This is a genomic window from Streptomyces sp. rh34 (assembly GCF_002551245.1).
Taxonomy (GTDB): domain Bacteria; phylum Actinomycetota; class Actinomycetes; order Streptomycetales; family Streptomycetaceae; genus Streptomyces.
On sequence record NZ_NTGZ01000136.1, the window covers coordinates 1 to 20,149 of the forward strand.

25 protein-coding genes and 1 pseudogene are annotated in these 20,149 nt (G+C 70.6%); 20 read left to right on the forward strand and 6 right to left on the reverse strand.

The window, feature by feature from the left end; all coding sequences use genetic code 11:
- The first annotated feature begins 420 nt into the window (after positions 1–420).
- The 16 genes from CR470_RS23085 to CR470_RS23160 all read left to right on the forward strand — a co-directional run bounded on the left by CR470_RS23085 (position 421) and on the right by CR470_RS23160 (position 11,325).
- Positions 421–672, forward strand: a complete 252-nt coding sequence (locus CR470_RS23085; RefSeq protein ID WP_097869460.1) for an acyl carrier protein — start codon at positions 421–423, stop codon at positions 670–672.
- A 58-nt stretch (positions 673–730) separates the two neighbouring features.
- Complete coding sequence (locus CR470_RS23090; RefSeq protein WP_097869461.1) at positions 731–1,972, forward strand: beta-ketoacyl-[acyl-carrier-protein] synthase family protein; 1,242 nt, start codon at positions 731–733, stop codon at positions 1,970–1,972.
- Complete coding sequence (locus CR470_RS23095; protein WP_097869462.1) at positions 1,969–3,108, forward strand: beta-ketoacyl-[acyl-carrier-protein] synthase family protein; 1,140 nt, start codon at positions 1,969–1,971, stop codon at positions 3,106–3,108. The genes CR470_RS23090 and CR470_RS23095 overlap by 4 nt, the downstream gene beginning before the upstream one ends.
- Positions 3,109–3,197: 89 nt before the next feature.
- A complete protein-coding gene (locus tag CR470_RS23100; RefSeq protein WP_257138886.1) occupies positions 3,198–4,046 on the forward strand; it encodes a beta-ketoacyl synthase N-terminal-like domain-containing protein in 849 nt (282 codons plus the stop codon).
- A complete protein-coding gene (locus tag CR470_RS23105; protein WP_097869464.1) occupies positions 4,046–4,957 on the forward strand; it encodes an alpha/beta fold hydrolase in 912 nt (303 codons plus the stop codon). The genes CR470_RS23100 and CR470_RS23105 overlap by 1 nt, the downstream gene beginning before the upstream one ends.
- On the forward strand, positions 4,954–5,973 hold the full coding sequence (locus CR470_RS23110) for a hypothetical protein (RefSeq protein WP_097869465.1): 1,020 nt from the start codon (positions 4,954–4,956) through the stop codon (positions 5,971–5,973). The genes CR470_RS23105 and CR470_RS23110 overlap by 4 nt, the downstream gene beginning before the upstream one ends.
- 4 nt (positions 5,974–5,977) lie before the next feature.
- Positions 5,978–6,331, forward strand: a complete 354-nt coding sequence (locus CR470_RS23115) for a DsrE family protein (protein ID WP_097869466.1) — start codon at positions 5,978–5,980, stop codon at positions 6,329–6,331.
- The gene (locus tag CR470_RS23120; protein WP_097869480.1) at positions 6,331–6,738 is read left to right on the forward strand and encodes a hypothetical protein; all 408 of its coding nucleotides are present in this window, start codon (positions 6,331–6,333) and stop codon (positions 6,736–6,738) included. Before CR470_RS23115 ends, CR470_RS23120 begins: the two co-directional genes overlap by 1 nt.
- Before the next feature lies 1 nt (position 6,739).
- Entirely contained in the window at positions 6,740–7,156 is a 417-nt protein-coding gene (locus tag CR470_RS23125) for a hypothetical protein (RefSeq protein WP_097869467.1), read from the forward strand.
- A 17-nt stretch (positions 7,157–7,173) separates the two neighbouring features.
- Entirely contained in the window at positions 7,174–8,283 is a 1,110-nt protein-coding gene (locus CR470_RS23130; protein ID WP_097869468.1) for a beta-ketoacyl synthase N-terminal-like domain-containing protein, read from the forward strand.
- A 34-nt stretch (positions 8,284–8,317) separates the two neighbouring features.
- The gene (locus CR470_RS23135; protein WP_179892352.1) at positions 8,318–8,596 is read left to right on the forward strand and encodes an acyl carrier protein; all 279 of its coding nucleotides are present in this window, start codon (positions 8,318–8,320) and stop codon (positions 8,594–8,596) included.
- Positions 8,593–9,000: a 3-hydroxyacyl-ACP dehydratase FabZ family protein gene (locus tag CR470_RS23140; protein WP_097869469.1), complete on the forward strand. Its 408-nt coding sequence runs from the start codon at positions 8,593–8,595 to the stop codon at positions 8,998–9,000. The genes CR470_RS23135 and CR470_RS23140 overlap by 4 nt, the downstream gene beginning before the upstream one ends.
- Positions 8,997–9,494 carry a 3-hydroxyacyl-ACP dehydratase FabZ family protein gene (locus CR470_RS23145; protein WP_097869470.1) on the forward strand — a complete coding sequence of 166 codons (498 nt, stop codon included), beginning with the start codon at positions 8,997–8,999 and terminating at the stop codon, positions 9,492–9,494. Before CR470_RS23140 ends, CR470_RS23145 begins: the two co-directional genes overlap by 4 nt.
- Before the next feature lie 57 nt (positions 9,495–9,551).
- Entirely contained in the window at positions 9,552–10,298 is a 747-nt protein-coding gene (gene fabG / locus CR470_RS23150; protein WP_097869471.1) for a 3-oxoacyl-[acyl-carrier-protein] reductase, read from the forward strand.
- Positions 10,299–10,334: 36 nt separating this feature from the next.
- Complete coding sequence (locus tag CR470_RS23155; RefSeq protein ID WP_097869472.1) at positions 10,335–11,054, forward strand: 2-hydroxychromene-2-carboxylate isomerase; 720 nt, start codon at positions 10,335–10,337, stop codon at positions 11,052–11,054.
- Between the two features lie 55 nt (positions 11,055–11,109).
- Positions 11,110–11,325: an MbtH family protein gene (locus CR470_RS23160; RefSeq protein WP_097869473.1), complete on the forward strand. Its 216-nt coding sequence runs from the start codon at positions 11,110–11,112 to the stop codon at positions 11,323–11,325.
- A gap of 157 nt (positions 11,326–11,482) precedes the next feature.
- Here CR470_RS23160 and CR470_RS23165 read toward each other — a convergent pair whose 3' ends face one another.
- Positions 11,483–12,532, reverse strand: a complete 1,050-nt coding sequence (locus CR470_RS23165) for a polyprenyl synthetase family protein (RefSeq protein ID WP_179892353.1) — start codon at positions 12,530–12,532, stop codon at positions 11,483–11,485.
- A 527-nt stretch (positions 12,533–13,059) separates the two neighbouring features.
- On the opposite strand from CR470_RS23165, the gene CR470_RS23170 reads away from it, so the two are divergent.
- The 4 genes from CR470_RS23170 to CR470_RS23185 all read left to right on the forward strand — a co-directional run bounded on the left by CR470_RS23170 (position 13,060) and on the right by CR470_RS23185 (position 16,567).
- Positions 13,060–13,515 (forward strand): helix-turn-helix domain-containing protein, encoded by a 456-nt coding sequence (locus tag CR470_RS23170; protein ID WP_097869483.1) that lies wholly within the window; start codon positions 13,060–13,062, stop codon positions 13,513–13,515.
- Between the two features lie 150 nt (positions 13,516–13,665).
- Positions 13,666–14,193, forward strand: coding sequence for a regulator component (locus tag CR470_RS23175; RefSeq protein ID WP_097869474.1), 528 nt, complete (start codon positions 13,666–13,668; stop codon positions 14,191–14,193).
- The gene (locus CR470_RS23180; RefSeq protein WP_097869475.1) at positions 14,190–15,380 is read left to right on the forward strand and encodes an MAB_1171c family putative transporter; all 1,191 of its coding nucleotides are present in this window, start codon (positions 14,190–14,192) and stop codon (positions 15,378–15,380) included. The genes CR470_RS23175 and CR470_RS23180 overlap by 4 nt, the downstream gene beginning before the upstream one ends.
- Complete coding sequence (locus CR470_RS23185; RefSeq protein ID WP_097869484.1) at positions 15,377–16,567, forward strand: cytochrome P450 family protein; 1,191 nt, start codon at positions 15,377–15,379, stop codon at positions 16,565–16,567. Before CR470_RS23180 ends, CR470_RS23185 begins: the two co-directional genes overlap by 4 nt.
- A gap of 23 nt (positions 16,568–16,590) precedes the next feature.
- Here the strand turns inward: CR470_RS23185 and CR470_RS23190 are convergent, their stop codons facing one another.
- The 5 genes and pseudogenes from CR470_RS23190 to CR470_RS23210 all read right to left on the reverse strand — a co-directional run.
- Complete coding sequence (locus tag CR470_RS23190) at positions 16,591–16,917, reverse strand: antibiotic biosynthesis monooxygenase family protein (RefSeq protein WP_097869476.1); 327 nt, start codon at positions 16,915–16,917, stop codon at positions 16,591–16,593.
- A 10-nt stretch (positions 16,918–16,927) separates the two neighbouring features.
- Positions 16,928–18,331 carry an NDP-hexose 2,3-dehydratase family protein gene (locus tag CR470_RS23195; protein ID WP_306667809.1) on the reverse strand — a complete coding sequence of 468 codons (1,404 nt, stop codon included), beginning with the start codon at positions 18,329–18,331 and terminating at the stop codon, positions 16,928–16,930.
- Positions 18,332–18,408: 77 nt separating this feature from the next.
- Positions 18,409–19,521, reverse strand: coding sequence for an acyltransferase domain-containing protein (locus tag CR470_RS23200; RefSeq protein ID WP_097869478.1), 1,113 nt, complete (start codon positions 19,519–19,521; stop codon positions 18,409–18,411).
- 84 nt (positions 19,522–19,605) lie between these two features.
- Positions 19,606–19,878, reverse strand: a complete 273-nt coding sequence (locus CR470_RS23205; protein ID WP_097869479.1) for an acyl carrier protein — start codon at positions 19,876–19,878, stop codon at positions 19,606–19,608.
- Positions 19,879–19,948: 70 nt separating this feature from the next.
- Positions 19,949–20,149 (reverse strand): annotated as a pseudogene (locus CR470_RS23210) (ketosynthase chain-length factor); the annotation flags it as partial.

Here is a 20,149-nt window from a genome sequence, read left to right on the forward strand (position 1 = left end):
CCGCCGGGCCGCGTCCGACCGGCAGCGGCCCCGCTCATCGGCCAGGCACCGCCGGCACACCGACGGTCCGCGAGTTCTCCCCGGGCAGTGATCCGCTCGGACCGCCCGGTCGTCCACGGCCACCGCCGGTGTCGCCCCGCGGCCGGCTCCCCACGGCGGACCAGCTGCCGCGAGCAGGCGGCGGTACAAGGTCTTCTATGGCCGTGGCAGCTTCCTGTACCCGTAGTTGCGCACCGTCCGCGCTCACGGATGAATATGCGGTGGACCGCGACGCAGCAGAGCCCGGCTCTCTTCAGGACGACTTTCCCCGAAGTGAAGGCGGCAGCTATATGCAGTCGCCATTGCCCGGCTCCGCTGCGTGTCGTAGGAATACTCCAGTCAGTGACCCAGCGCGCCTCGACGAAGGAATGTGTCATCACTATGAGTTCAATTCACGAAGAGCGAGTGCAGAAGATCAAGGAGATCGTCTGCGACATTCTCGAGATCGAAGAGGACGAGGTCACCGAGACCAGCCTCTTCAAGGAGGACCACGCTGCGGACTCGCTCCGTTCCATCGAGATCCTCGCTGGTCTCGAAAAGGAATTTAGCGTCACGATCGACCAGTCGGAGCTTCCCCGAATGGTTCACCTCAAGGGCGTGTACGAGGTAGTCGCAGAGTCTGCCTCCTGGTAGAGCAGCGGCGCTTTCACTCAAGCGTGGCACGGCCGGAACAGCGGACGGAGAGGTCGGGATGGCAGAACTGGGGCACACGAACCTGCGGAGAGTGGTGATCACCGGACTCGGCGTGGTCTCCAGCATTGGCATGGGGGCCGAGGAATTCCTGCAGGGGCTGCGAAGCGGCAGCAGTGGCGCCAAGCCGATCACCGTGTTCGACGTCGAGGGATTCGACCACGCGAACGGTTGCGAGGTAGCGCACTTCGATCCCGAGCAGTGGATACGCCGGCTTCCGGTGGAACAGCTGGGCAGGGCGACGCAGTATTCGGTCGCCGCGGCTCGGATGGCGATCGACGACGCCCACCTGGACATCGAGGACTGGCGGTCGGAACACGGCGTCATCTCCATCGGGACCACCGACGGTGAGTCCCGCGACCTCGACCACATGGTCGAGGCGGAGGTCACCCGGGGGCCCGAGCACATGGCGCCCGAACTCGCCCGTCGTGTTCCGGCCGGTCGCCTCTCGGCAGCCATCGCCCAGGAGTTGCGACTGACCGACGTCGAGGCGGTGACCATTCCGACCGCCTGCGCCGCGGGCAACTACGCCATCGGCTACGGATACGACGCGGTCCGCTCCGGCGAGGCGGAGTACGCGTTGTGCGGCGGCGCCGACGCGATGTGCCGGAAGACGTTCTCCGGGTTCTACCGGTTGGGCACCATCGCCCCCGACCGCTGCCAGCCCTTCGACGTGGACCGCAAGGGGATCCTCACCGGCGAGGGCGCCGGCGTGCTCCTGCTGGAGAGCCTGGACTCCGCCCTCGCGCGCGGCGCCCGGATCTACGCCGAGGTGCTCGGCTACGGCCTGAACTGCGACGCCTACCACCAGGTCGCGCCGAATCAGGAAAGTGTGGGACGGGCCATGCAGCTCGCCCTGGAGAACGCCGGTGTGAAGGCCGAACAGGTGGATCTCATCTCGGCGCACGGCACCGGCACCAAGGCCAACGACGTCACCGAGGCACGCGCCATCCGTGAGGTGTTCGGCACCCAGCCGCCGAAGACGATCTCGATGAAGTCGATGATCGGTCACACCATGGGCGCGGCGAGCGCCCTGTCGGCCATCGGCTGCTCGCTGGCGATCATCAACGGCTTCATACCGCCGACCATCAATCACGTCACGACGGACCCGGAGTGCGACGTGGACTGCGTACCCAACGTGGCCGTCGAGGCGGACCTCGAGATCGTCCAGAACAACGGGCTGGCCTTCGGCGGCAACAACGCCGTCGTGCTGCTCGGCCGGTATCACGGAGCGTCGGCATGAGCTGGCCCGTGACCGGTATGGGCGCCGTGGCCTGCGTCGGCGGCTCGGTCGACGAACTCTTCACCAACCTGTGCTCGGGCGTCTCCGGAGTCGGTGAGCTGCGTGGCTTCGACCTCAGCCGGCACACCGCACGCCATGCGTACGAGGTGGACAACCGGCCGGAGCCCGGCGTCGATGTGGCCGGGCGGGCGACCGGACTGCTGATCGACGCGATCGCCCAGGCGGCCCGCGACGCCGGACTCGACACCGACGACCTCAGCGGTGTCCCCGTGCTGGTCGGTACCGGACTGAGGGAGCTGCGTTCGGTAGAGCTGTGGCAGCGCGACGGCATCGACCTGGCCCCGGAGGCACTGCACTTCGGCACCGCGCTGCGCGAGGCGTTCAACGCCGACAACACCCATACGTTCTCCAACGCCTGCTCGGCCGGGCTGTACGCGCTGGCTCTCGCCTCCGACCTGTTGACTCAGGGCACCACGGACACCGTCATCGTGGCCGGTGTCGATGTGCTGACCGAGAGCATGTACGGCCTGCTGGAGCGGGTCCAGCCGGAACCGCCCGAGAGGGTACGGCCGTTCGACCGCAACCGGGTCGGCGTGCTCATGGGCGAAGGCGCGGCCGCCGTCGTCCTGCGCCGCCACGCGGGCACCGGACAGACCGTGCACGGACTGGTGAGGGACGTCGCGGTCAACTGCGACGCCTACCATGCCACCGCGCCCGACCCCGCCGGCATCGCCGAGGCCATCAGGGAGGCGCACACCCGGGGCGGTGTGAAGCCGAAGGACATCGACCTGGTGATGGTGCACGGCACGGGAACGCTGCTCAACGACGAGGCCGAGGCGCTCGCTCTGAGCGACGTGTTCGGCCAGGACGTCGACAAGCCGTTGATGACGGCGATCAAGTCCATGACCGGTCACACGTCGGGCGCGTCCGGCCTGCTCGGCCTGGTCGTCGCCCTGCGGGCGCTGGCCGAGGGCCGGGTACCGCCGACCGTCGGTCTGGAGGACCCGGTGGACGAGGCGGCCGATTTCCGCTTCGTCACCGGTGGAGTCGCGCACGGTCCCATGACCGTCGCGCAGTTGAACGCATTCGGCTTCGGCGGCATCAACGCTGTCGCGATCGTGGAGGCGGCCGGATGAACGCGGTGGTGAGCGGGGTCGGCGTCGTACTCCCCCGAGCGGGTTCGGCCGCTGAGCTGATGTCTCCGGGGCCGGCCGACGCCCCGCCCGTGGAACCCAGGGATCTCGTCGGCAAGAAGGGCCTTCGCTACAAGGACCGGGCCACCCAGCTCGCGTACTGCGCGGCGGACGCGGCCCTGCGGGACGCCGGGCTGGTGGGCGAGGACGGACTGCGCGTGCCGGCTCCGTCCGTCGCTGTGGTCGCCAGCTCCAACTACGGAAACCTCGACACGATCGTCCGGGCGATGGACACGATCACCAGGGAGACCTCGGCGGCCGGCAGCCCCATGGACCTTCCGAACGCCTCCAGCAACGTCGTCGCGGCGTCCGTGGCCATCCGCTTCGGCCTGCGCGGCCCCAACCTGATGCTGTGCAACGGCGCGACCTCCGGGCTGGACGCCGTCCACTGGGCACTGACCTTGATCGAAGGCGGTCGGGCGTCGCGGGTGCTGGTTCTCGGTGTCGAGCCGGACAACGAGGCGGTGCGCGACTTCCTCGGTGGCTCACGCACCATCGACGGAGCAGTGGCACTGGTCCTGGAGAGCGGGTCGTCGGCGGCCGAGCGTGGCGTGACCCCGCAGGCGACGCTGGGCGGCTACGTCCGCAGGATGGGGCTGGAGGTCTGCCTCAAGGAGCTCGAAGCCTCCAGCGACGACCGGCCGGCGCTGTGGCAGGTCCCGGCCGCGGCCACGCTCGCGGACGGTCTGCTCGACGGTGTGCCGCGGTACGACGTCAGCGCCCACTTCGGCGTGGGATCCGGCGCCCTGGGCGTACTCCAGTGCGCCGCGGCCGTCGGCTGGTTCGCGGGAGGCGGCGACGGCCCGGTGTACGTCACGGCGGGCACCGACGCCGACGACGCCAGTGCCGGACTCTCGCTGTACGGGCCGGTGGCGGTCTGATGTCTGTCACCGGCACCGCACTCGTTCCTGACGAAGGGGCGGCGGCGACCTCCGCCGGCACCGGCGACCGCGATCCTGTCGCGGTCCGCCGGCGGAGCCCGGGGAGCCCGTGGCAGGGCCGGATGCTGCTGCTTCACGGCCTGGCCAACAGCGCCAGCCTGTGGGACGCCTGCATCGAGCACGGGCTGGAGGCAAGCGGCGCGGAAGTCTGGACGGCCGAGCTGCCCTGGCGTGGCGACAGCGTCTTCGAGCTGAGCGCGCAGGGTGACGTCGTGCCGTACATGGCCGACGCGTTGCGCGCGGTGCCCGGCGGTGCCGGTGTGGTGGTCGCCCACTCCATGGGCGCCAATGTGCTGCTCGAGTTCCTGAACCGGCGGCTCGAGAAGGGCGTCGATCCGTTCACCGAGTTCGGAATCCGCGGCCTGGTTCTGGTATCGCCCTTCTACCGTCGTTCGGTCGAGGACTTCGACTGGCAGAGCGTGGCCTCGTCGGTCGACGGATTCGTCCGGATCATGACCGAAGGCATCAGGGTGCACTCCGCGGGACGGCTCCCGGAGGACATCCAGCGAAGCCTGGGCGAACGGGTCCGGGACCGGGTCGGCGCCTACGGCTGGATGCGGTTCTTCGAAACGTATCTGGGGACCCCCCGGTTGCGGACCGGACTGTTCACCGTGCCTTGCCTCGTCATCGCGGGCGAGCACGACTTCGCCGCACCTCCGGAGGAGGGCCGCGCACTCGCGGCCGACCTCCCCGCAGGGGACTTCCGTCTCCTGGAGGACTGCGGGCACTTCCTGATGATCGAGCAGGCGCGGCGTTTCGCCGGCCTGGTCGTTCAGTTCGTCAGCTCGTCTTCGGCCGCAGGCCCGCACGGCGGACCCGGCCCCAGACCACCATGGGAGCACGATCGATGACCACAGTGACCGAAAGCGCCGTCAAGGCGCTCCTCACCAGCGAGACGACCGCGTCACTGCGCACGCGCTACGAGGGCTCCAACATCTGCACCTGGATCGGCTTCAAGCACATCAACTACCTGGTTGAGGAAGCCATCCTGCTCCACTTCGAGCAGGCCGGCATCCCGGCCCGGGTGCTCTACGCCGAGCACGGCCTCGGTGTCGACCTGGTCGACCTCGACACCCGCATCCTGACCGCGCTGTTCATGGACGAGACCGTCGTCGCGAAGGTCGTCCCGAGCGCCGCGGAGGACGACGACTTCATCTCCTTCACGGTGGCCCTGCACGCCGACCGGGACGGCACGGACACCAAGGCGATCACCGCGAAGGCGAAGGCCGTCCTGCGTTCCGACAGCTATGTCGAGGAAGCCGGCGAGGCGCCGGCTCCGATCGCACGCTTCGTCACCCACCGTCTGAGCACGTCCGCGTCCCGGCTGCCGGAGGTGCCCGACCTCTCCGGCATCGTCGCGGCGGCGGACAACACCTCGCTGTCGGCGGGCCGGGGCACCACCGGTCCCGACCCGGTGCTCGACCTGCTGACCGCGGGCAAGAACGCGTTCGGCTGGAAGTGGCGCATCCCGTACCCGTACTGCCACTTCTCCGAGCGCCTCCAGATGTCCAGCTACCTGCGGCAGATGGAGGAGGTCGTCGACCTCTTCCTCGCCGACCGCGGCATCTCGGTGAAGACCCTGCTGGACGAGCGCCGGTGGATCCCGGCCTGCCCGCACTCCCGGATCCAGATCCTCGACGAGGCGCTGATGGAGGAGGACCTCTACACCGTCTACACGGTCGAGAACATCTTCAAGGACTTCACGTACACCTCGCGCATGGACTGCTATGTGGTGCGGGACGGGAAGCTCGTGCAGACCGCGACCGGCAAGGTCACTCACGGCTACGCCCTGATCGAGAGTCGGCGCGACTGGAATCTCGTCACGTTCGACGAGCGTGTCTCCAAGGCGCTCCGCGGCGAGGTCTGACCCCATGAGAACAGCATCCGATCCCGAAGCCGAGCGCCTGCGGTTCCTCTTGATCGAGAGCCAGGCCGTCGCCACGCCGGCCGGCGCCGGCTTTCGCCACGACGCGGTGACTCAGGCGCGGATGGGCCACTCCGTGGTGCTGTTCCTCATCCAGGACGGCGTGACTCTGGCCCTTCCCGGCAGGGCGCCCGAACTGGAAGCCCTGCTGGAGGCCGGGGGCCGCGTCTGGGTCGACGCGTTCTCCCTCGACCAGCGCGGGCTCCATGAAGCCGGACTGCTGCCGTCGGCGCTCACCACGGACATGGACGCGGTGGCGGCAGCAGTCCTCGACCCGGCGGTAAGGGTGGTGTGGCACTGATGAAGCGTCACATTCCGCCTACCGACGTGCTGTTGATCCTCATGGGAGCACCGCACGAGTCGGATCAGACGACCAGCGTGCTGCGCCTGGTCCAGGCGATGCTCGAACGCGGCGGTCGTGTCCAGGTATGGGCGTGCGGCAACGCCACGCAACTGACCCAGCAGTCGCTGGGCGAGGTGAAACCGCGCAACTTCGCCGACTGGGGCACCTCCTATCCCTCCACGGCCGTGCTCGTACAGGAGATGCTGGCGGCCTTCCCCGACCAGTTCTACTGGTACGGCTGCCAGTTCTGCAGCGACGACCGGGGCACGCAGGCCCATGTGCCCGAGGTGGTGATGCGCGGCCCTTCGGCGTTCGCGTCGAACAGTGCGGCGGCCGGCAAGACACTGATGGTCGGAGTGATCTGAGATGGCGGACCGGCAGAACCCGGCACCGGAGCAGGCTCAGGTGCTGGCCATCGTGGAGCGGGCCTATCGGGGCGCCCTGGAGAAGCAGTTCGTCGACTCCCTGTACCTGGCTGCCGAACTGAACCGGCAGTTGGGAGGGATGGACATCCTGCTGCGCGGCCAAGCCGTGACGTACGCGGCGCGCGGCGCCCGGATGCCGTCGCTGCGGCTCGGCAAGCGGGTGGTCGACACCCTCACCGATCCGCGCGCCGATGTGCGGAGCCTGCTTGACCTGGGGCTGCGCGTCTACGCCGAGGAGTCCGACCTGATCGCGTACGGCTTGGACGGCGAAGGCCGACTCCTTGACGGCGTGCAGCCAATCCCTGCGGACGAAGCGGCCGCCCGGTGGTCCGACTACCGGGTGGTGTGCTTCCTGTGAGAAGTGACGGAGCAGACATGAGTGAGCCCACGGCTCTGGTGAATCGGCCGGTCATCACCGCCTGGTCGGCGTTGTCCCCCTTCGGCATCGGCCGGGCGGCCTTCGCGCAGGGACTCAGGGAGCGCCGGCAGACAGCCGCCCCGCTCGACCAGGACCAATGGCACGCTGCCGGGCAGAGCGCCTCCCTCGTACCGGACTTCCATATCCGTGAGGTGCTCGGGAAGAAGGGCACCCGGTCCATGGACCGGGTCACCGGCCTCGCGGTCACCACCGTGAGCCGCCTGCTCGACGACTCGCCGCGCAACCGGCAGGTGGCCACCGGCGAGAACGCCGCACTCGTCCTGGGTACGACCACCGGCAGTGTGCAGAGCCAGATGGACTTCACCCGGGACTCGCTCACCGGGGAACGGCCGTTCTTCGTCGACCCGGCGCGTTTCCCCAACGCGGTGATGAACTGCGCCGCCGGCCAGAGTGCCATCTGGCACCAGCTCAAGGGCCCCAACACGACGATCGCCGGTGGCCACGCCGCCGGGCTCTACGCACTCAACTACTCGCGCCGACTGCTCAACTTCGGCCGGGCGCAGACAGTCCTCTGCGGCGGTGTGGAAGAGTTCTCGCACGCCCGGTCCTGGCTGGACAAGCACACGCACGACCCGGAAACCGACGGCGCGGCGGTGCTGCCCGGTGAGGGCTGCGGACTGCTGCTGATCGAGCAGGGCACACCGCTCGACGCCGAGCAGCCGGTGCTGGCCGAGATCCTCGCGGTCGAGATGGGGATCGCCCTGGACGGTGAGATCCGTCAGGCCCTGGTCTCCTGCCTGAACCGGGCCATACGACGCGCGGGGATACGACCCGAGGACATCTGGGCCGTCTCGACCAGCGAGGCGCCCGGCCCGGCCGGCACGCAGGAACGAGCCGCGGTCGACGAGGCCACCGCCGGAGCGGCTCCGGCCCATCTCACCCAGACCTCACTCATCGGGGACACCGGGGCGGCCACGGCGACGTTCCAGGTCGCCGGGGTGCTGGTGCACGCCGATGGCGACTCCGCCGCGGCGGGCCAGGTCGCGCTGGTCACCTCCGTCGATCGCGACGGAGCGGTCGGCTGCGCCCTGCTCCGCCTCGGCTGACCACAGACGCTCGACGCTACGAACGGACACAGCTATGACGATCACTCAGAACGACTCCCTCGACGCCTCCACGTTGCTGGACAAGGAAGAGCTCCGCTCCACGATCGCCGAGGTGCTCGACCTGGACATCGACGAGGTGTCGGACGACGCCAGCTTCACGGAAGACCTGGAGGTCGACTCGTTGATGGCGCTGGAGGTCGTGGTCGTACTGGAGAAGAAGTACGGACTGCGGCTGGAGGAGCGTGAGCTGCGGCAGATCACCTCCTTGGACAACGCCTACAGCGTGCTGCTCGGAAAGCTCCCGGCGGCATGACACGGGAGCGGCCGTGCAGCCCCGTCAGCGCCCGGATCAAGGTGCTCCGTCCGCCGTCCGTCGGCGACGGCGGGCGCGTGGGCGCCACGGCGACTGTCGCCATCGGCGCGGATGAGGCGGTGTTCCCCGGGCACTATCCGGGGTTCCCCATATTTCCTGGCGTCTGCCTGATCGAATGCGTGCACCTCAGCGGCTTGCAGGCCCCGCCGCCCGGTGCCCCGCGACTGGAGCTGGCGGCAGTGGAGACGACCCGGTTCCTGAGCCCGGTCTTCCCCGGCGACCAGCTGGAGATCGACCTGGCGTGGACGGGCGGAGACGGTACGTGGAAGTGTGCGGCCACGGTCGCCACCGTTCGTGGCTCCGCCGCCAAGGTCCGGTTGCGGTTCAACGAGGAGGCGGCGTGATCGGCCAGTCGGAGATCCGCAGGGTGCTTCCGCACCGTTTCCCCATGCTGCTCGTCGACCGGGTGCTCGACGTCGTACCGGGAGAACGGCTCACCGCCCTGAAGGCAGTCACCTGCAACGAACCCTGGTACCAGAACCTCGGTCCGGACGCCGCCCCTCAGGACTACGCGTACCCCCGGGTTCTGTTGACGGAGTCCTGGTGCCAGTCGGCCGGCCTGCTGGCCTCCTGGGAGTCGCCGGACCCCGACGTGCTCGAGGGCAAGGTCATGCTGTTCGGCAGCGTCTCCGAGGTCGCGTACCTGCGCCCCGTGCTGCCCGGGGACGTGCTGGAGCACCGGGCGTCCATCTCCCGGGTGCTGGGGGACACCGTGATCGTGGAGGGTGAGTCCACGGTCGACGGTGATGTCGTCATGACCGTCGGGCGCGCGGTGATGGCCTTCCGTCCGGCCGAGGAACTGCGCCCCGGCGACACGGACCCCGCTTCTTCTTCCTGACGGACCGGCAGCAGAGCCACAGGTCTGTTCCGGCCCACCACAACGCTTGGAGAATCCATGGCAGAGATCGAATCCCGAGTGGCACTCGTCACCGGCGGTGCACGGGGAATCGGCCGCGCCACCGTGCTGCGCCTGGCCCGGGACGGTTTCGATATCGCCTTCTGCTACCAGTCGAACGAGGCAGCCGCCCTGGAACTGGAGAAGGAGGTCACGGAAATCGGCGTGCGGGTGATGAGCCGCAAGGCCGATGTCCGCGACATCGAGCTGGTACGCGTACTGATCGCGGAGACCGAGGACACGCTCGGCCCGATCGATGCCGTGGTGACCGCCGCGGGAATCACCCGGGACAACCCGCTGCTGCTCATGAAGGACGAGGAGTGGCACCAGGTGCTGGACGTCAACCTCGACGGTGTCTACAACGTCTGCCGCTCGGTCGTGTTCGGCATGATGAAGCGCAAGCGCGGTGTCATCGTCAACCTCTCCTCGGTGGCCGGGGTCTACGGCAACGCCACCCAGACCAACTACTCGGCGTCCAAGGCCGGGATCATCGGCTTCTCCCGCGCCCTGGCCAAGGAGGTCGGGCGCTACGGAATCCGGGCCAACGTGGTCGCACCCGGCTTCATCGACACGGACATGACGTCCGTGCTCACCGGCAAGGTGAAGGAGAAGGCGCTCGAGTCGGTTCCGCTGGGCCGGTTGGGACAGGCCGACGAGGTCGCCGACCTCGTCTCGTACCTCGTTTCGGACCGTGCCGCCTATGTCACCGGCGCTGTCGTACAGATCGACGGCGGCATCACCATCTAAGGGCTGTCCCGCCCCAGACCGACTCCGGAGGTTCCCATGGCCGTCAAACCACCGCGCTGGTACTTCTCGCTGCGCAGCCCGTACTCCTGGCTCGCCTTCCTGGAGCTGACCCAGAACGCTCCGGACGTGGCGGACGCGATCGAGTGGCGGCCGTACTGGGAGCCGGACGAGGTGAGCGCACGGCTGCTGGCCGAGGCCGGGATCCAGCTTCCCTACGTCCCCATGTCCAAGGAGAAACACCTCTACATCCTGCAGGACGTCAAGCGGCTGGCCGCCGAGCGTGGGCTCTCGGTGGCCTGGCCGGTCGACACCGAACCCCATTGGGACGTCTCCCACCTGGCGTACCTGGTGGCAAAGGACGCCGGCCGCGGCGTGGACTTCATCGGCGCCGTGTACCGGGCCCGCTGGGAGCAGGGCCTCGACATCTCCGACCGGGCGACCATCGCCGCGATCGGCGAGGAGTTGGGGCTGGACCCGGAGGCGCTGGCCCATGCGGCCGATGACCCGGAGATGCGCCGGCGGGGTGTCGAAGCCCTGCGGGCGGTCGACCGTGACGGCGTCTTCGGCGTGCCGTTCTTCATCCACCGGCATGACAAGTTCTGGGGTTCGGACCGGCTGCCCGGCTTCATCGCAAGCGTCCGGGCCAGGGCGGCGGCGTCCCCGGTCCCGTCCCGGCCCGAGCCCGGCGTCGAGTCCGTACGGCCCGGCCTGCTCGTTCCCGCCGGCGACGCGGGGCACGCCGGCGGGTGCGGTTAAGGGCCTTCACACCCTCACTTCGAACAGCCAGATCAGCAAAGGAAGGATCTCCACCATGAGCAACCCTTTTGAGGACGAGGACGGCCAGTACTACGCGCTCGCCAACGACGAGCTGCAGCACTCCCTCTGGCCGGCCTTCGCCGAGGTTCCGGCGGGCTGGACCATCGTCCACGGCCAGGACACCCGTCAGGCGTGCCTCGACTACATCAACACCCACTGGACCGACATGCGGCCCAAGAGTCTGATCGACGCCATGGGCGGAACCGCCTGAGGCTGTACGCCCCGGTCGCCGCAGGCCGGTCGGTCCGACGATGCCCGGCGTCTCCTGTGCGACGCCGGGCATCGTCATGTACGGGGTGGGCGGGGCGACTCTCCATCACCGGCCAGGAGCATCGCTCGTACGGACCAGGTACGGATGAGGCCGTGGGTCAGGCGGTCCGGTCGGCCACGAAGTCGCAGAGCGCGCCCAGTGTCCGGACCCCCGGGCCGGGCGGAAGGGCCCGCAGCGCCCTGCGGGCCCGGTCCAGCCGTTCGTGCATCATCGCCTCCGCCTGGTCGAGGGCCGAGGAATGGCGGAAGAGGGCGAGGGCCCGGCGCTGTCCGGCGGGTCCCACCGGCCCGTGGGCGAGGAGTTCGCGCAGTTCGGCGCCTCGCGGCGTGCGGTCGGCGAGCGCGAGGAGGACCGGCAGGCTGGCGACGCCGGCCGTGAGGTCCTTGCCCTGCTCCTTGCCCATCTCCGCGGTCGGAGCCTTGATGTCGAGCAGGTCGTCGGCAATCTGGAAAGCGAAGCCCAGCTGTTCGGCGTACTTCCCCAGGGCCCATACGACCTGCTCGGGCGCGCCCGCCTGCTGGGCGCCGATCCGCAGTGACATGGCCAGCAGCGCCGCGGTCTTGCCCGCCACCACTCGGAGGTAGTGGCTGATGGCCTCCTCGCCCGGGCCGGGCCCGACGAGTTCGCACAGTTGCCCCTCGACCAGCTGTCCCGCGACCTCGGCGTTCAGGTCAGCGGCCTCCCGGCCGAGCTCGGCGGCGATCCGGGCTGCCTTCGCCAGCAGCAAGTCGCCTGCCAGCACGGCGAGTCGATCGCCCCAGCGGGCGTTCGCGCTCGATGTCCCGTGCCTGGTCTCGGCGTTGTCCATGACGTCGTCATGGTAGAGGGAGGAGATGTGGACCAGCTCCACCACGACCGCGGCCTGCGTGAGCCCGTCCCTCCAGGGGTCACCGAACTCGGCCCCGATGAGTACCAGCAGTGGGCGCAGCCGCTTGCCGCCGGCCGCCGCGAGGTGGCGGGTCACATCGGCGATCCGCGGGTCCACGGCGCTCTCGGCCTCGACGACCAGTTGCTTCTCCACCGCATCGAGGCCGTCGCGCAGGCGCGCTTCGAGGCCCGGGTGGTCGGCGGTGAGCCGACGGACCAGAGCCGCCCTGCGCAGGCGGGCGGGCATCGAGTTCCCACTCAGCGCCGTCAGTGCCTTCATAGCCACCACCGAATCTCCCCATTGCCTCTGCATGCCGGATCGAGGGGAGAAACGTCCGCTCCAGCCCATATCACTGTCGCAGCAGCTTCATCGGCACAGCCATCGGCGTGACAGGAAGATGTCACGGTGGAGTTCCGTTGAGCGGGCTCTGTCACTTTCCTGCACCGCACGGAAGGGGGAAGCGGCCCGGAAAGGAAGGCCCATGGCCCTCGGCCCGCCACCGGCCGATCGCGTCATTCGGCGGACGGGGCGGCGGGCCCGCTCCTCCCCCGCGTACCGGACGGGGCGAACCCGTCCGGTACGGCCGGGGCACTCCGGGCCGTCGGCAGAGCTCACCCCCGTGAAGCTCGTCACCGTCCCGGCCTGCGCCGCCGCCCCCTCGACACTCCAGTGGCGGCTGGGGGTTGATAACGTACACCAGAGTGTCTGTCCGGCGTCAACCAAAGCGTTGCCCGCGCCGGCCCGACGGGCTTCGGGAAACACCGTGGTGGGCGAAGGCTCGGCATCACGCCAAGGAGGTTGTGTACGTGGAGGATGACGAGTCGCCCACCTTCGCCGAGCTCCTGGACCACCTTTTCCGTGAGGTGCACCCGCCTTCCCGGGGGCCCTACACCTACGCGGAGGTCGCCGAGGAAATCCGCAAGGCCGCGACCGGTGAGGGGCGCGGCGTGACGGCGAGCGCCATCCAGCAGCTGCGCACCGGCGCCAAGAGGAACCCGACGCGACACACCATCAAGGCCCTGGCCGACTTCTTCGGCGTACCGGCGGGCTACTTCGTCGACAGTGCGGCGGCCGAACGTACCAGGGCGGAGATCGGCCTCCTCGCCGCCATGCGCGACCAGGGCGTCCGCAAGGTGGCCCTGCGCGCCAACGGTCTGAGCGTCGACAGCCTCAAGATGCTGTCCACCGTGATCGAACAGGCCCGGAAGCTCGAAGGGCTCGCCACCGACGACAGCCCGCAGGACCTGAACCTCGACGACTGAGCCGCGCGGCGAGCGGCGGTCACGCGGCCCTCGCCCCGCCCGCACAGTGGAGGCGCGAACATGTCAATATGAGGGCGTACGTAACAGGCTTCCGGGGAGCAGCCCGCACCCGGCCGCCTCCCCTCCGACCGGCGTCATCAGAGTGAGGACATGGACCTCGAGCAGCTTCGCGCCGCGTGTGAGGCACGCGTCGAGGCGCTTCGGCTCCCGCACCGCTTCACCACCCGCGACCTCCGCGACGCCGTGGCCGAACAACGCGGACGCCCCATCGTCCTGCGCCCCCTGAGTACCCTGGGCGCCGTGGACGCTCCGTGCGGAATCCGCCTGGAGACTCCGGACGCCGACCTGTTGTTCTACGAGGAGGCCACCTCCCCCCTCCATCAGAACCACATCCTCGCCCACGAGATCAGCCACATCATCTGCGACCACCCGGGCAGCCTGGAGCTGGAGCCGGACACCCTCCGTGCGATCGGTTTCCATCCCACCCTCGTCCAGCGCCTGTCCGGCAGAACCAGCTACACCAGCGAGGACGAACGCGAGGCCGAGGTGATGGCCAGCGTGATCCGGCAACTCATGTACCGGCGCCGCGAGGGTCCGTCGGTCCGGCCCGCCAGCGGCGCCGAGAGCTGGGACGCGCTGTTCGCCGAGCCGCACAGGAAGAAGCGCCACCCGAAATGATCAACATCCTCTTCACGGGCACGGCCGTCGTGCTGCTGTGCTTCGCCGCCTACTGGGTGCGCGGGCGTGGCGGGCACCGTCCGACGGGCACCTGGGCGATGGCGGCCCTGCTGACCTCGTTCGCCCTCGCCTTCGCCTCCTACGCCCCCGCCGTGGAGCGCGCGGTCGAATCGGTGGTCCCCCACGTCGCCCGCCTCCTCAGCAACACCTTCACCCTGACGGCGGCCACCTCGGTCCTCGCCTTCCTCTTCCAGCTCAATCTGGATCGCGAACGGGCCCACCGGCAGATCCGACTGCGCGTCATCGCGCTCGCGCTCTCGGTCGCCGGCATGACCGCCTTCTTCGTCGCCGAGCAACTCACCGGCCGAAGCCCGGTGTTGTACGCGTGCTACGTGCTCATCTACATCTCCTGCCTGGGATACGCGGCCAAGGACTTCCTGCTGCAGACCTGGGCCCAGTCCAAGCGCTCGACCCGCCGCAGTCAGCGCTGGGGCCTGCGCACGACCTCGGTCGGCTGTGGCTTCGCCCTCCTCTATGCCGCGTACAAGCTCTTCGCCCTGGTCTCCATCGGCCTCGGTCTGGGGCTCGTCCCGGACCACGCCCGGTGCTCGACGCCGCTGACGCCCTTCCGCTGCGCCTTCAGCGTGACCGCGCCCGCCGTCGCCGTGCTCCTCATCACCGTCGGCCTCACCCTTCCCGCCCTCCTGTGGCCTCTCAGCCAACTACGGCGGCGGCGCTGGGAACGGAACTCGTACACCGCGCTGGAACCACTGTGGCGGGAGGTCACCACAGCGGTCCCCGAGGTCGTGCTCGACCCGGGGAGCTCCGGAGCCGATATTCACGACCTCGACTTCCACCTGCATCGCCGGGTCATCGAGATCAGCGACTGCGTGCTGGCCCTGCGCCGGTACCGCTCCGCGGCGGTACGCGACGCCGCGGCCGCCGAGGTCGCCCGCCGCGGCACGGCCGGCACCCCCGACGGGGACGCCGAGGTGGAGGCAGCGGTCATCGCCGCGGCCGTCGCCGCGAAGCACGCCGGGGCCACCCCCGACGGCGACGAGGCCCCGCCCGCCGCCGGCACCGCCACCCGCAAGGGCGACCTCCGGGCGGAGACCGCGTGGCTGCTCCTCGTGGCGAACGCCGGCGCGCGGCGCCCGGCACCCTCGAACGCGGGCGCGGCCCTGTGACCGCCCCCCGGCAGGACCCCCTGCGCGACCCCCGCTTCTTCGCCGACCCCTACCCCACCTACGACCGGCTGCGCGAAGGCTGCCCGGTCCGGCGGATCCCCACCGGCTCCGGTGGCCACCACGCCTACCTGATCACCGGTCATCCCGAGGCCCGCGAGGCGTTCACCGACCCGCGCCTGTCCAAGGACACGGCCCGGTTCTTCGCCGACCGTCCCTCGAACCGCGATCTGCACCCGGCGATCTCCCGCAACATGCTGGCGAGCGATCCTCCCGCGCACACCCGCCAGAGGCGGGTGGCGACGCCGCTGTTCACCACCGGACGCGTCCGGGAACTGCGCCCGTACATCACCCGGGTCGTCGAGGACCTCGTCGCCACGTGGCGACCGGGCACGGAGGTCGACCTGGTGGCGGAACTGGCGGTGCCCCTGCCGGTCACCGTCGTCTGCGAGCTGCTGGGGGTGCCGGAGTCCGACCGCCGCGAGCTCGCCCGCTGGTCCCACCAGCTCTTCGACGCGACCGACTCCGACCGTGTCGACACCGCGTCGCACAGGATCGGTGCGTACCTGACCCACCTCGTCGACACGGCCCGCGCCGGCTCCGGCGACGGCGCGCTCCTCTCCTTCCTGGGCGACTGCGACGAGGGCCGGCTCGACCGGGACGAAACCATCTCGCTGGCCGCCCTCCTCCTGGTCGCCGGGCACGAGACCACCACCCACTTCATCGGCAACGCCGTCCTGGCCCTGCTCCGGCACCCGGAGGCCTTCGCCCGGCTGTGCCGGGACCCGGACCTGATCCCCGGCGCCCTCGACGAACTGCTCCGCTTCGACTCCCCGGTGAGCGTGGCCACCTTCCGTCACAGCACGGAGGACCTGCGCGTCGGAGGGGTCGACATCCCGGCGGGCTTCCCGGTGCTCATCGCCCCCGGCGCGGCGAACCGGGACCCCGCCGTCTTCCCCGACCCGCACCGCCTCGACCTCGACCGCGACGCCGGCGGCCACCTCGCCTTCGGCCACGGCATCCACCGCTGCCCGGGCGCCCCCCTGGCCCGGGCCGAGGCGGAGATCTTCCTCCGCACCCTGGTGACCCGCTTCCCGAACACCCGCCCGGCCATCCCCGTGGAATCCTTGACCTGGCGCCGGACCCGCCTCACCCGCGGCCCGGCCGCCCTGCCCCTCGCCCTCGGCTGACCACCGCGACCCCGCTCAGCGGCTCACCCGGTCCGGTCGAGATAGCGGTGCCGTTCCGCGTACAGATCGGACTCGCTCCGGGCGAGCCGCCGCAGCTCCTCGACGTGGCTCTGGAAGTCCGGGTGGCCGACGGCCGCGCGCAGCGCCCCGGCGTGCTCCCAGCGGGCGATGTTCACGTACCGCTGAGGGTCCTTCACGTCCTGGGACAAGGTGTAGCCGATGATGCCCGGCTGCTCCCTCATGAAGGCCGCGACGCGTGCGAAGGCGTCCTCGAACTCCTGGGGGCTCCCGGAGACCGTGAACCGGTTCACGAAGGTGACCTGGGGCTGCGGCATGTCCTGCTGGGCCATGGTGCTCTCCTTACGACAGGGCTGCGGAAGGCTGTACGGGGCCGGGCCGGGCGGTCAGGCCGTGGAGACAGGCGAGCAGGCAGCGCGCCTGCACGTTCACGTAGTGGCTGTGCCGCACCAGGGCGACCAGCTGGGACACCGTGAGCCAGCGGTGGTCCGGGGCGGCCGCCCCGTGGTCCTCGTCGGTCTCCACGATCAGGTAGCGGTTGCGGGCGTGGTAGAAGCGGCCCCCCTCCTCCGAGTGCACCGCGTCGAAACGGATCCGCTCGGGGGCCGCGTTCAGCACCGCGTCCAGGTACGGCGGGCGGGCCCCGGCGGGCAGCGCGGCGAGGCTGTCCGGGGTGCACTGCACGGTCGGGGCCAGCTCGACGACGTCCACGAACCCCGGTTCCGTGGCGGCGTGGACGAGCAGGTGCAGCACGCCGTCGATCGTGCGGGCGAGGAAGGCGATCACGCCCTGGCCGCGGGGTTCGATCATGGGCTGGGCCCAGGCGCCGACCTCGCGGCCGACGGCGGTGACGTCGACCCCCGAGACCCGGAAGAACCGGCCGCTCCCGTGCGCGATCCGGCCGCCCTCCCTGCGCCAGCCGGCCAGCGCCCGGAGCGGGACCCGCTCGGCGGTCGCCTCGCGGCGGGTACGGGCCTCGGTGATCCAGTGCAGTACGTCGGCCAGCTCCTCGGGGGCGTCGGCGCGCCCGTCGCAGGAGCGGACGAGCGCGGCCGTGAAGTCGTCCCGCGGCGCGCCCAGGACGTGCGGCAGACCGGGCCCGGTGAAGGGCAGGCAGGCCAGAACCGAGCGGGCGTCCATGTTCACCAGGTCATCGAGCCTGAGCAGCTCGTGCAGCTGACGGAGCGTCAACCAGATGAAGCCCGGGCGCGCTTCGATGTTCTCGGTCGCCTGGACCACCATGTTGCGGTTGCGTTTGCGGAAGAACCAGGCGCCCTGTTCGGACTGGCGTACGTCGGCGAGCACCCGGTGGCGCGAGGTGTCGCGGAAGTGACGCAGGTAGGGGACCTCGGCCCCCCGGTGCACCCGGGTGTAGTTGCTGCGCGTGGCCTGGACCGTGGGCGACAGCTGGAGACCGTTGTGGTTGCCCGGTTCGGTCTTCGCCTGCATCAGGCAGTGGAGGACACCGTCGAACTCCTTGACCAGGATGCCCAGGATGCCCACCTCCGGCTGGTTGATGATCGGCTGCTGCCACCGTTCGACCGGTGCGCCGGGCAGGTGCACGTCGAGGCCCTCGACGGAGTAGAAGCGGCCCGTCTCGTGGACGAGGTTCCCGGTGGCGGGGTCGGTGCGCCAGCCGGCGAGGTCCTCCAGCGGGACCTGTCGGACCCGCATGTCGGCGTGCTCCTTCTGCGCGGCGAGCCAGCGGTGGAACCGGTCCGCGCCGCCGGTCCCTGGGTCCGTCACCGCCGATCGGGCGATCCGCAGGTGGGGCGCGTCGTACGGGGCCGGCGCCCCGGCCCGTGGCGTCCGCGACCATGTGGTCAAGACGACCCCCGGGGGGTGTGGTCGACGACCCGCCCACGATCGGCCACCGGGCTCGGTACCGCCTGCGATCCCACCGCGGCCCACGCCAGGTCGTGCCCCTCCTCCGCCAGGGCGTCCGCCGCCCCGCGAACGGCCGCCCGGTCCTGGTCCGGGGTACCGGGCCGGGCGGGCAGCAGGGGCACCGCGATGCTGGCGCCGTGCCGTACGGCGCGGTGGCGGCGGGCGAAGGCCGTGAGCGTCTGGCGCGGCCCGGCCTCCAGCAGGAGCATGTCCTCGACGGCGAGCAGCGATTCGAGGGCGTCCGCGAAGTAGACGGTGTCGGTGATCTGCCGGGCCCAGAAGCGCGGACTGCACGCCTCCTCGGGGGTCATGAGGGAGCCGGTGTAGCCGGAGTAGAGGGCGATGTCGGGCGGACGGAAGGCCATTGAGCGGTACGCCGCCTCGACCTCCTGCGCGGCCGGCGCCATCGCCGGCGAGTGGAAGGGGCTGGTCGCGGGCACGACCATGACGGCGTGGCCGTCGTGCCGCAGCCGCTCCAGCACGGCCGCGAGCGGGGCCTTCGAACCGGCCAGCATGGTCTGCTGGTTGGCGTTGACGGCGGCGATGGCGATGTCGTCGGTGACGTACGGCGCGAGCCGGTCGGCGGCGAGTCCCACGGCGAGCATGCCGCCCGGCGGAATCCGCACCGCGGCGCGGACCCGCTCCCGTACCATCGCGACGGCCTCGGGCAGCGGGACGACACCGGCGAGGGCCGCCGCGACGAGCTCGCCGGCGCTGTGCCCGAGCAGGGCGGTGGGGCGGACGCCCCAGCCCAGCACCATCCGGGCCAGGCCGTAGTCGACGGCGAACAGCAGCGGCTGCGCGCGGCGGACGTCGTCGAGGGGCACCGACGGGGGGTTCTCCCCGATCCAGTCGGCCCGGATGCGGGCGCCCTCCGCACCGAAGTGTTCGAGGACCTCGTCGACGGCGGCGGTGAACTCCGGTTCGTGCCGGTAGAGCCCGGCCGCCATGGCGGGGTGCTGGGCGCCCTGGCCCGGCAGGAGGAGCGCCACGGGCCGGGGCCTGCGGGTCGTCCGGTAGCTGTGGTCCCGAGCGGTTGCGGGGAGCATGGGGCCTCCTGGCATGCGACGGTCGGCGGGGCGTCCACCCCGCGCGCGAAGGGTCTGCCGCGGGGCGGACGAGGTCGGTCGGCCTCAGGCCGCGGGGACCGCCGGGCTGGTGTTGATCACGTCGAGCAGGGCCCGGGGCGTCTCGGCGTCGGCGACCGCGCCGTCGGGAACGCTGACCCCGTACTCGCGCTGGACCAGGCCGATGACCTGGAGCAGCGCCAGCGAGTCGTAGCCGAGGTCGATGAAGGGGGTGTCGAGAATGCCCCCCTCCAGGTCGACCCCCTCCTCCTCGCCGGCGCTCTCGCGCAGCATGCGGGTGAGATCGGTCAGGGTCACCGGGCCGGTCTTGGCGGTCATGGCTGGTCCTACCTTTCGGGGGTTCGGATGGGGCCGGACAGGAGCGGGAGGGTCGTGAGGCGGTGCCGGTTCAGGTGTCGCGCCGCACCACGAGGGCCGCGTTGAAGCCGCCGTGGCCCCGGGCCAGCACCAGGGCGGTGCGGGGTCCGGTCTCCCGGGGGCCCTCGGTCACGAGGTCGAGGCCGAGGGCGGGGTCGGGCCGCACGGTGGCGGCGGTCGGGGGGATCACCCCGTCGCGCAGCGACAGCAGCGCGGTGGCGACGTCCAGGGC

Coding starts and splice junctions, on each gene's coding strand:
- CR470_RS23200 (WP_097869478.1), bottom strand. CDS start 19,521: ATGCTCCCCGCAACCGCTCGGGACCACAGCTACCGGACGACCCGCAGG.
- CR470_RS23090 (WP_097869461.1), top strand. CDS start 731: ATGGCAGAACTGGGGCACACGAACCTGCGGAGAGTGGTGATCACCGGA.
- CR470_RS23085 (WP_097869460.1), top strand. CDS start 421: ATGAGTTCAATTCACGAAGAGCGAGTGCAGAAGATCAAGGAGATCGTC.
- CR470_RS23160 (WP_097869473.1), top strand. CDS start 11,110: ATGAGCAACCCTTTTGAGGACGAGGACGGCCAGTACTACGCGCTCGCC.
- CR470_RS23140 (WP_097869469.1), top strand. CDS start 8,593: ATGACACGGGAGCGGCCGTGCAGCCCCGTCAGCGCCCGGATCAAGGTG.
- fabG (WP_097869471.1), top strand. CDS start 9,552: ATGGCAGAGATCGAATCCCGAGTGGCACTCGTCACCGGCGGTGCACGG.
- CR470_RS23130 (WP_097869468.1), top strand. CDS start 7,174: ATGAGTGAGCCCACGGCTCTGGTGAATCGGCCGGTCATCACCGCCTGG.
- CR470_RS23115 (WP_097869466.1), top strand. CDS start 5,978: ATGAGAACAGCATCCGATCCCGAAGCCGAGCGCCTGCGGTTCCTCTTG.
- CR470_RS23120 (WP_097869480.1), top strand. CDS start 6,331: ATGAAGCGTCACATTCCGCCTACCGACGTGCTGTTGATCCTCATGGGA.
- CR470_RS23105 (WP_097869464.1), top strand. CDS start 4,046: ATGTCTGTCACCGGCACCGCACTCGTTCCTGACGAAGGGGCGGCGGCG.
- CR470_RS23175 (WP_097869474.1), top strand. CDS start 13,666: ATGGACCTCGAGCAGCTTCGCGCCGCGTGTGAGGCACGCGTCGAGGCG.
- CR470_RS23165 (WP_179892353.1), bottom strand. CDS start 12,532: ATGAAGGCACTGACGGCGCTGAGTGGGAACTCGATGCCCGCCCGCCTG.
- CR470_RS23110 (WP_097869465.1), top strand. CDS start 4,954: ATGACCACAGTGACCGAAAGCGCCGTCAAGGCGCTCCTCACCAGCGAG.
- CR470_RS23125 (WP_097869467.1), top strand. CDS start 6,740: ATGGCGGACCGGCAGAACCCGGCACCGGAGCAGGCTCAGGTGCTGGCC.
- CR470_RS23095 (WP_097869462.1), top strand. CDS start 1,969: ATGAGCTGGCCCGTGACCGGTATGGGCGCCGTGGCCTGCGTCGGCGGC.
- CR470_RS23205 (WP_097869479.1), bottom strand. CDS start 19,878: ATGACCGCCAAGACCGGCCCGGTGACCCTGACCGATCTCACCCGCATG.
- CR470_RS23135 (WP_179892352.1), top strand. CDS start 8,318: ATGACGATCACTCAGAACGACTCCCTCGACGCCTCCACGTTGCTGGAC.
- CR470_RS23190 (WP_097869476.1), bottom strand. CDS start 16,917: ATGGCCCAGCAGGACATGCCGCAGCCCCAGGTCACCTTCGTGAACCGG.
- CR470_RS23180 (WP_097869475.1), top strand. CDS start 14,190: ATGATCAACATCCTCTTCACGGGCACGGCCGTCGTGCTGCTGTGCTTC.
- CR470_RS23155 (WP_097869472.1), top strand. CDS start 10,335: ATGGCCGTCAAACCACCGCGCTGGTACTTCTCGCTGCGCAGCCCGTAC.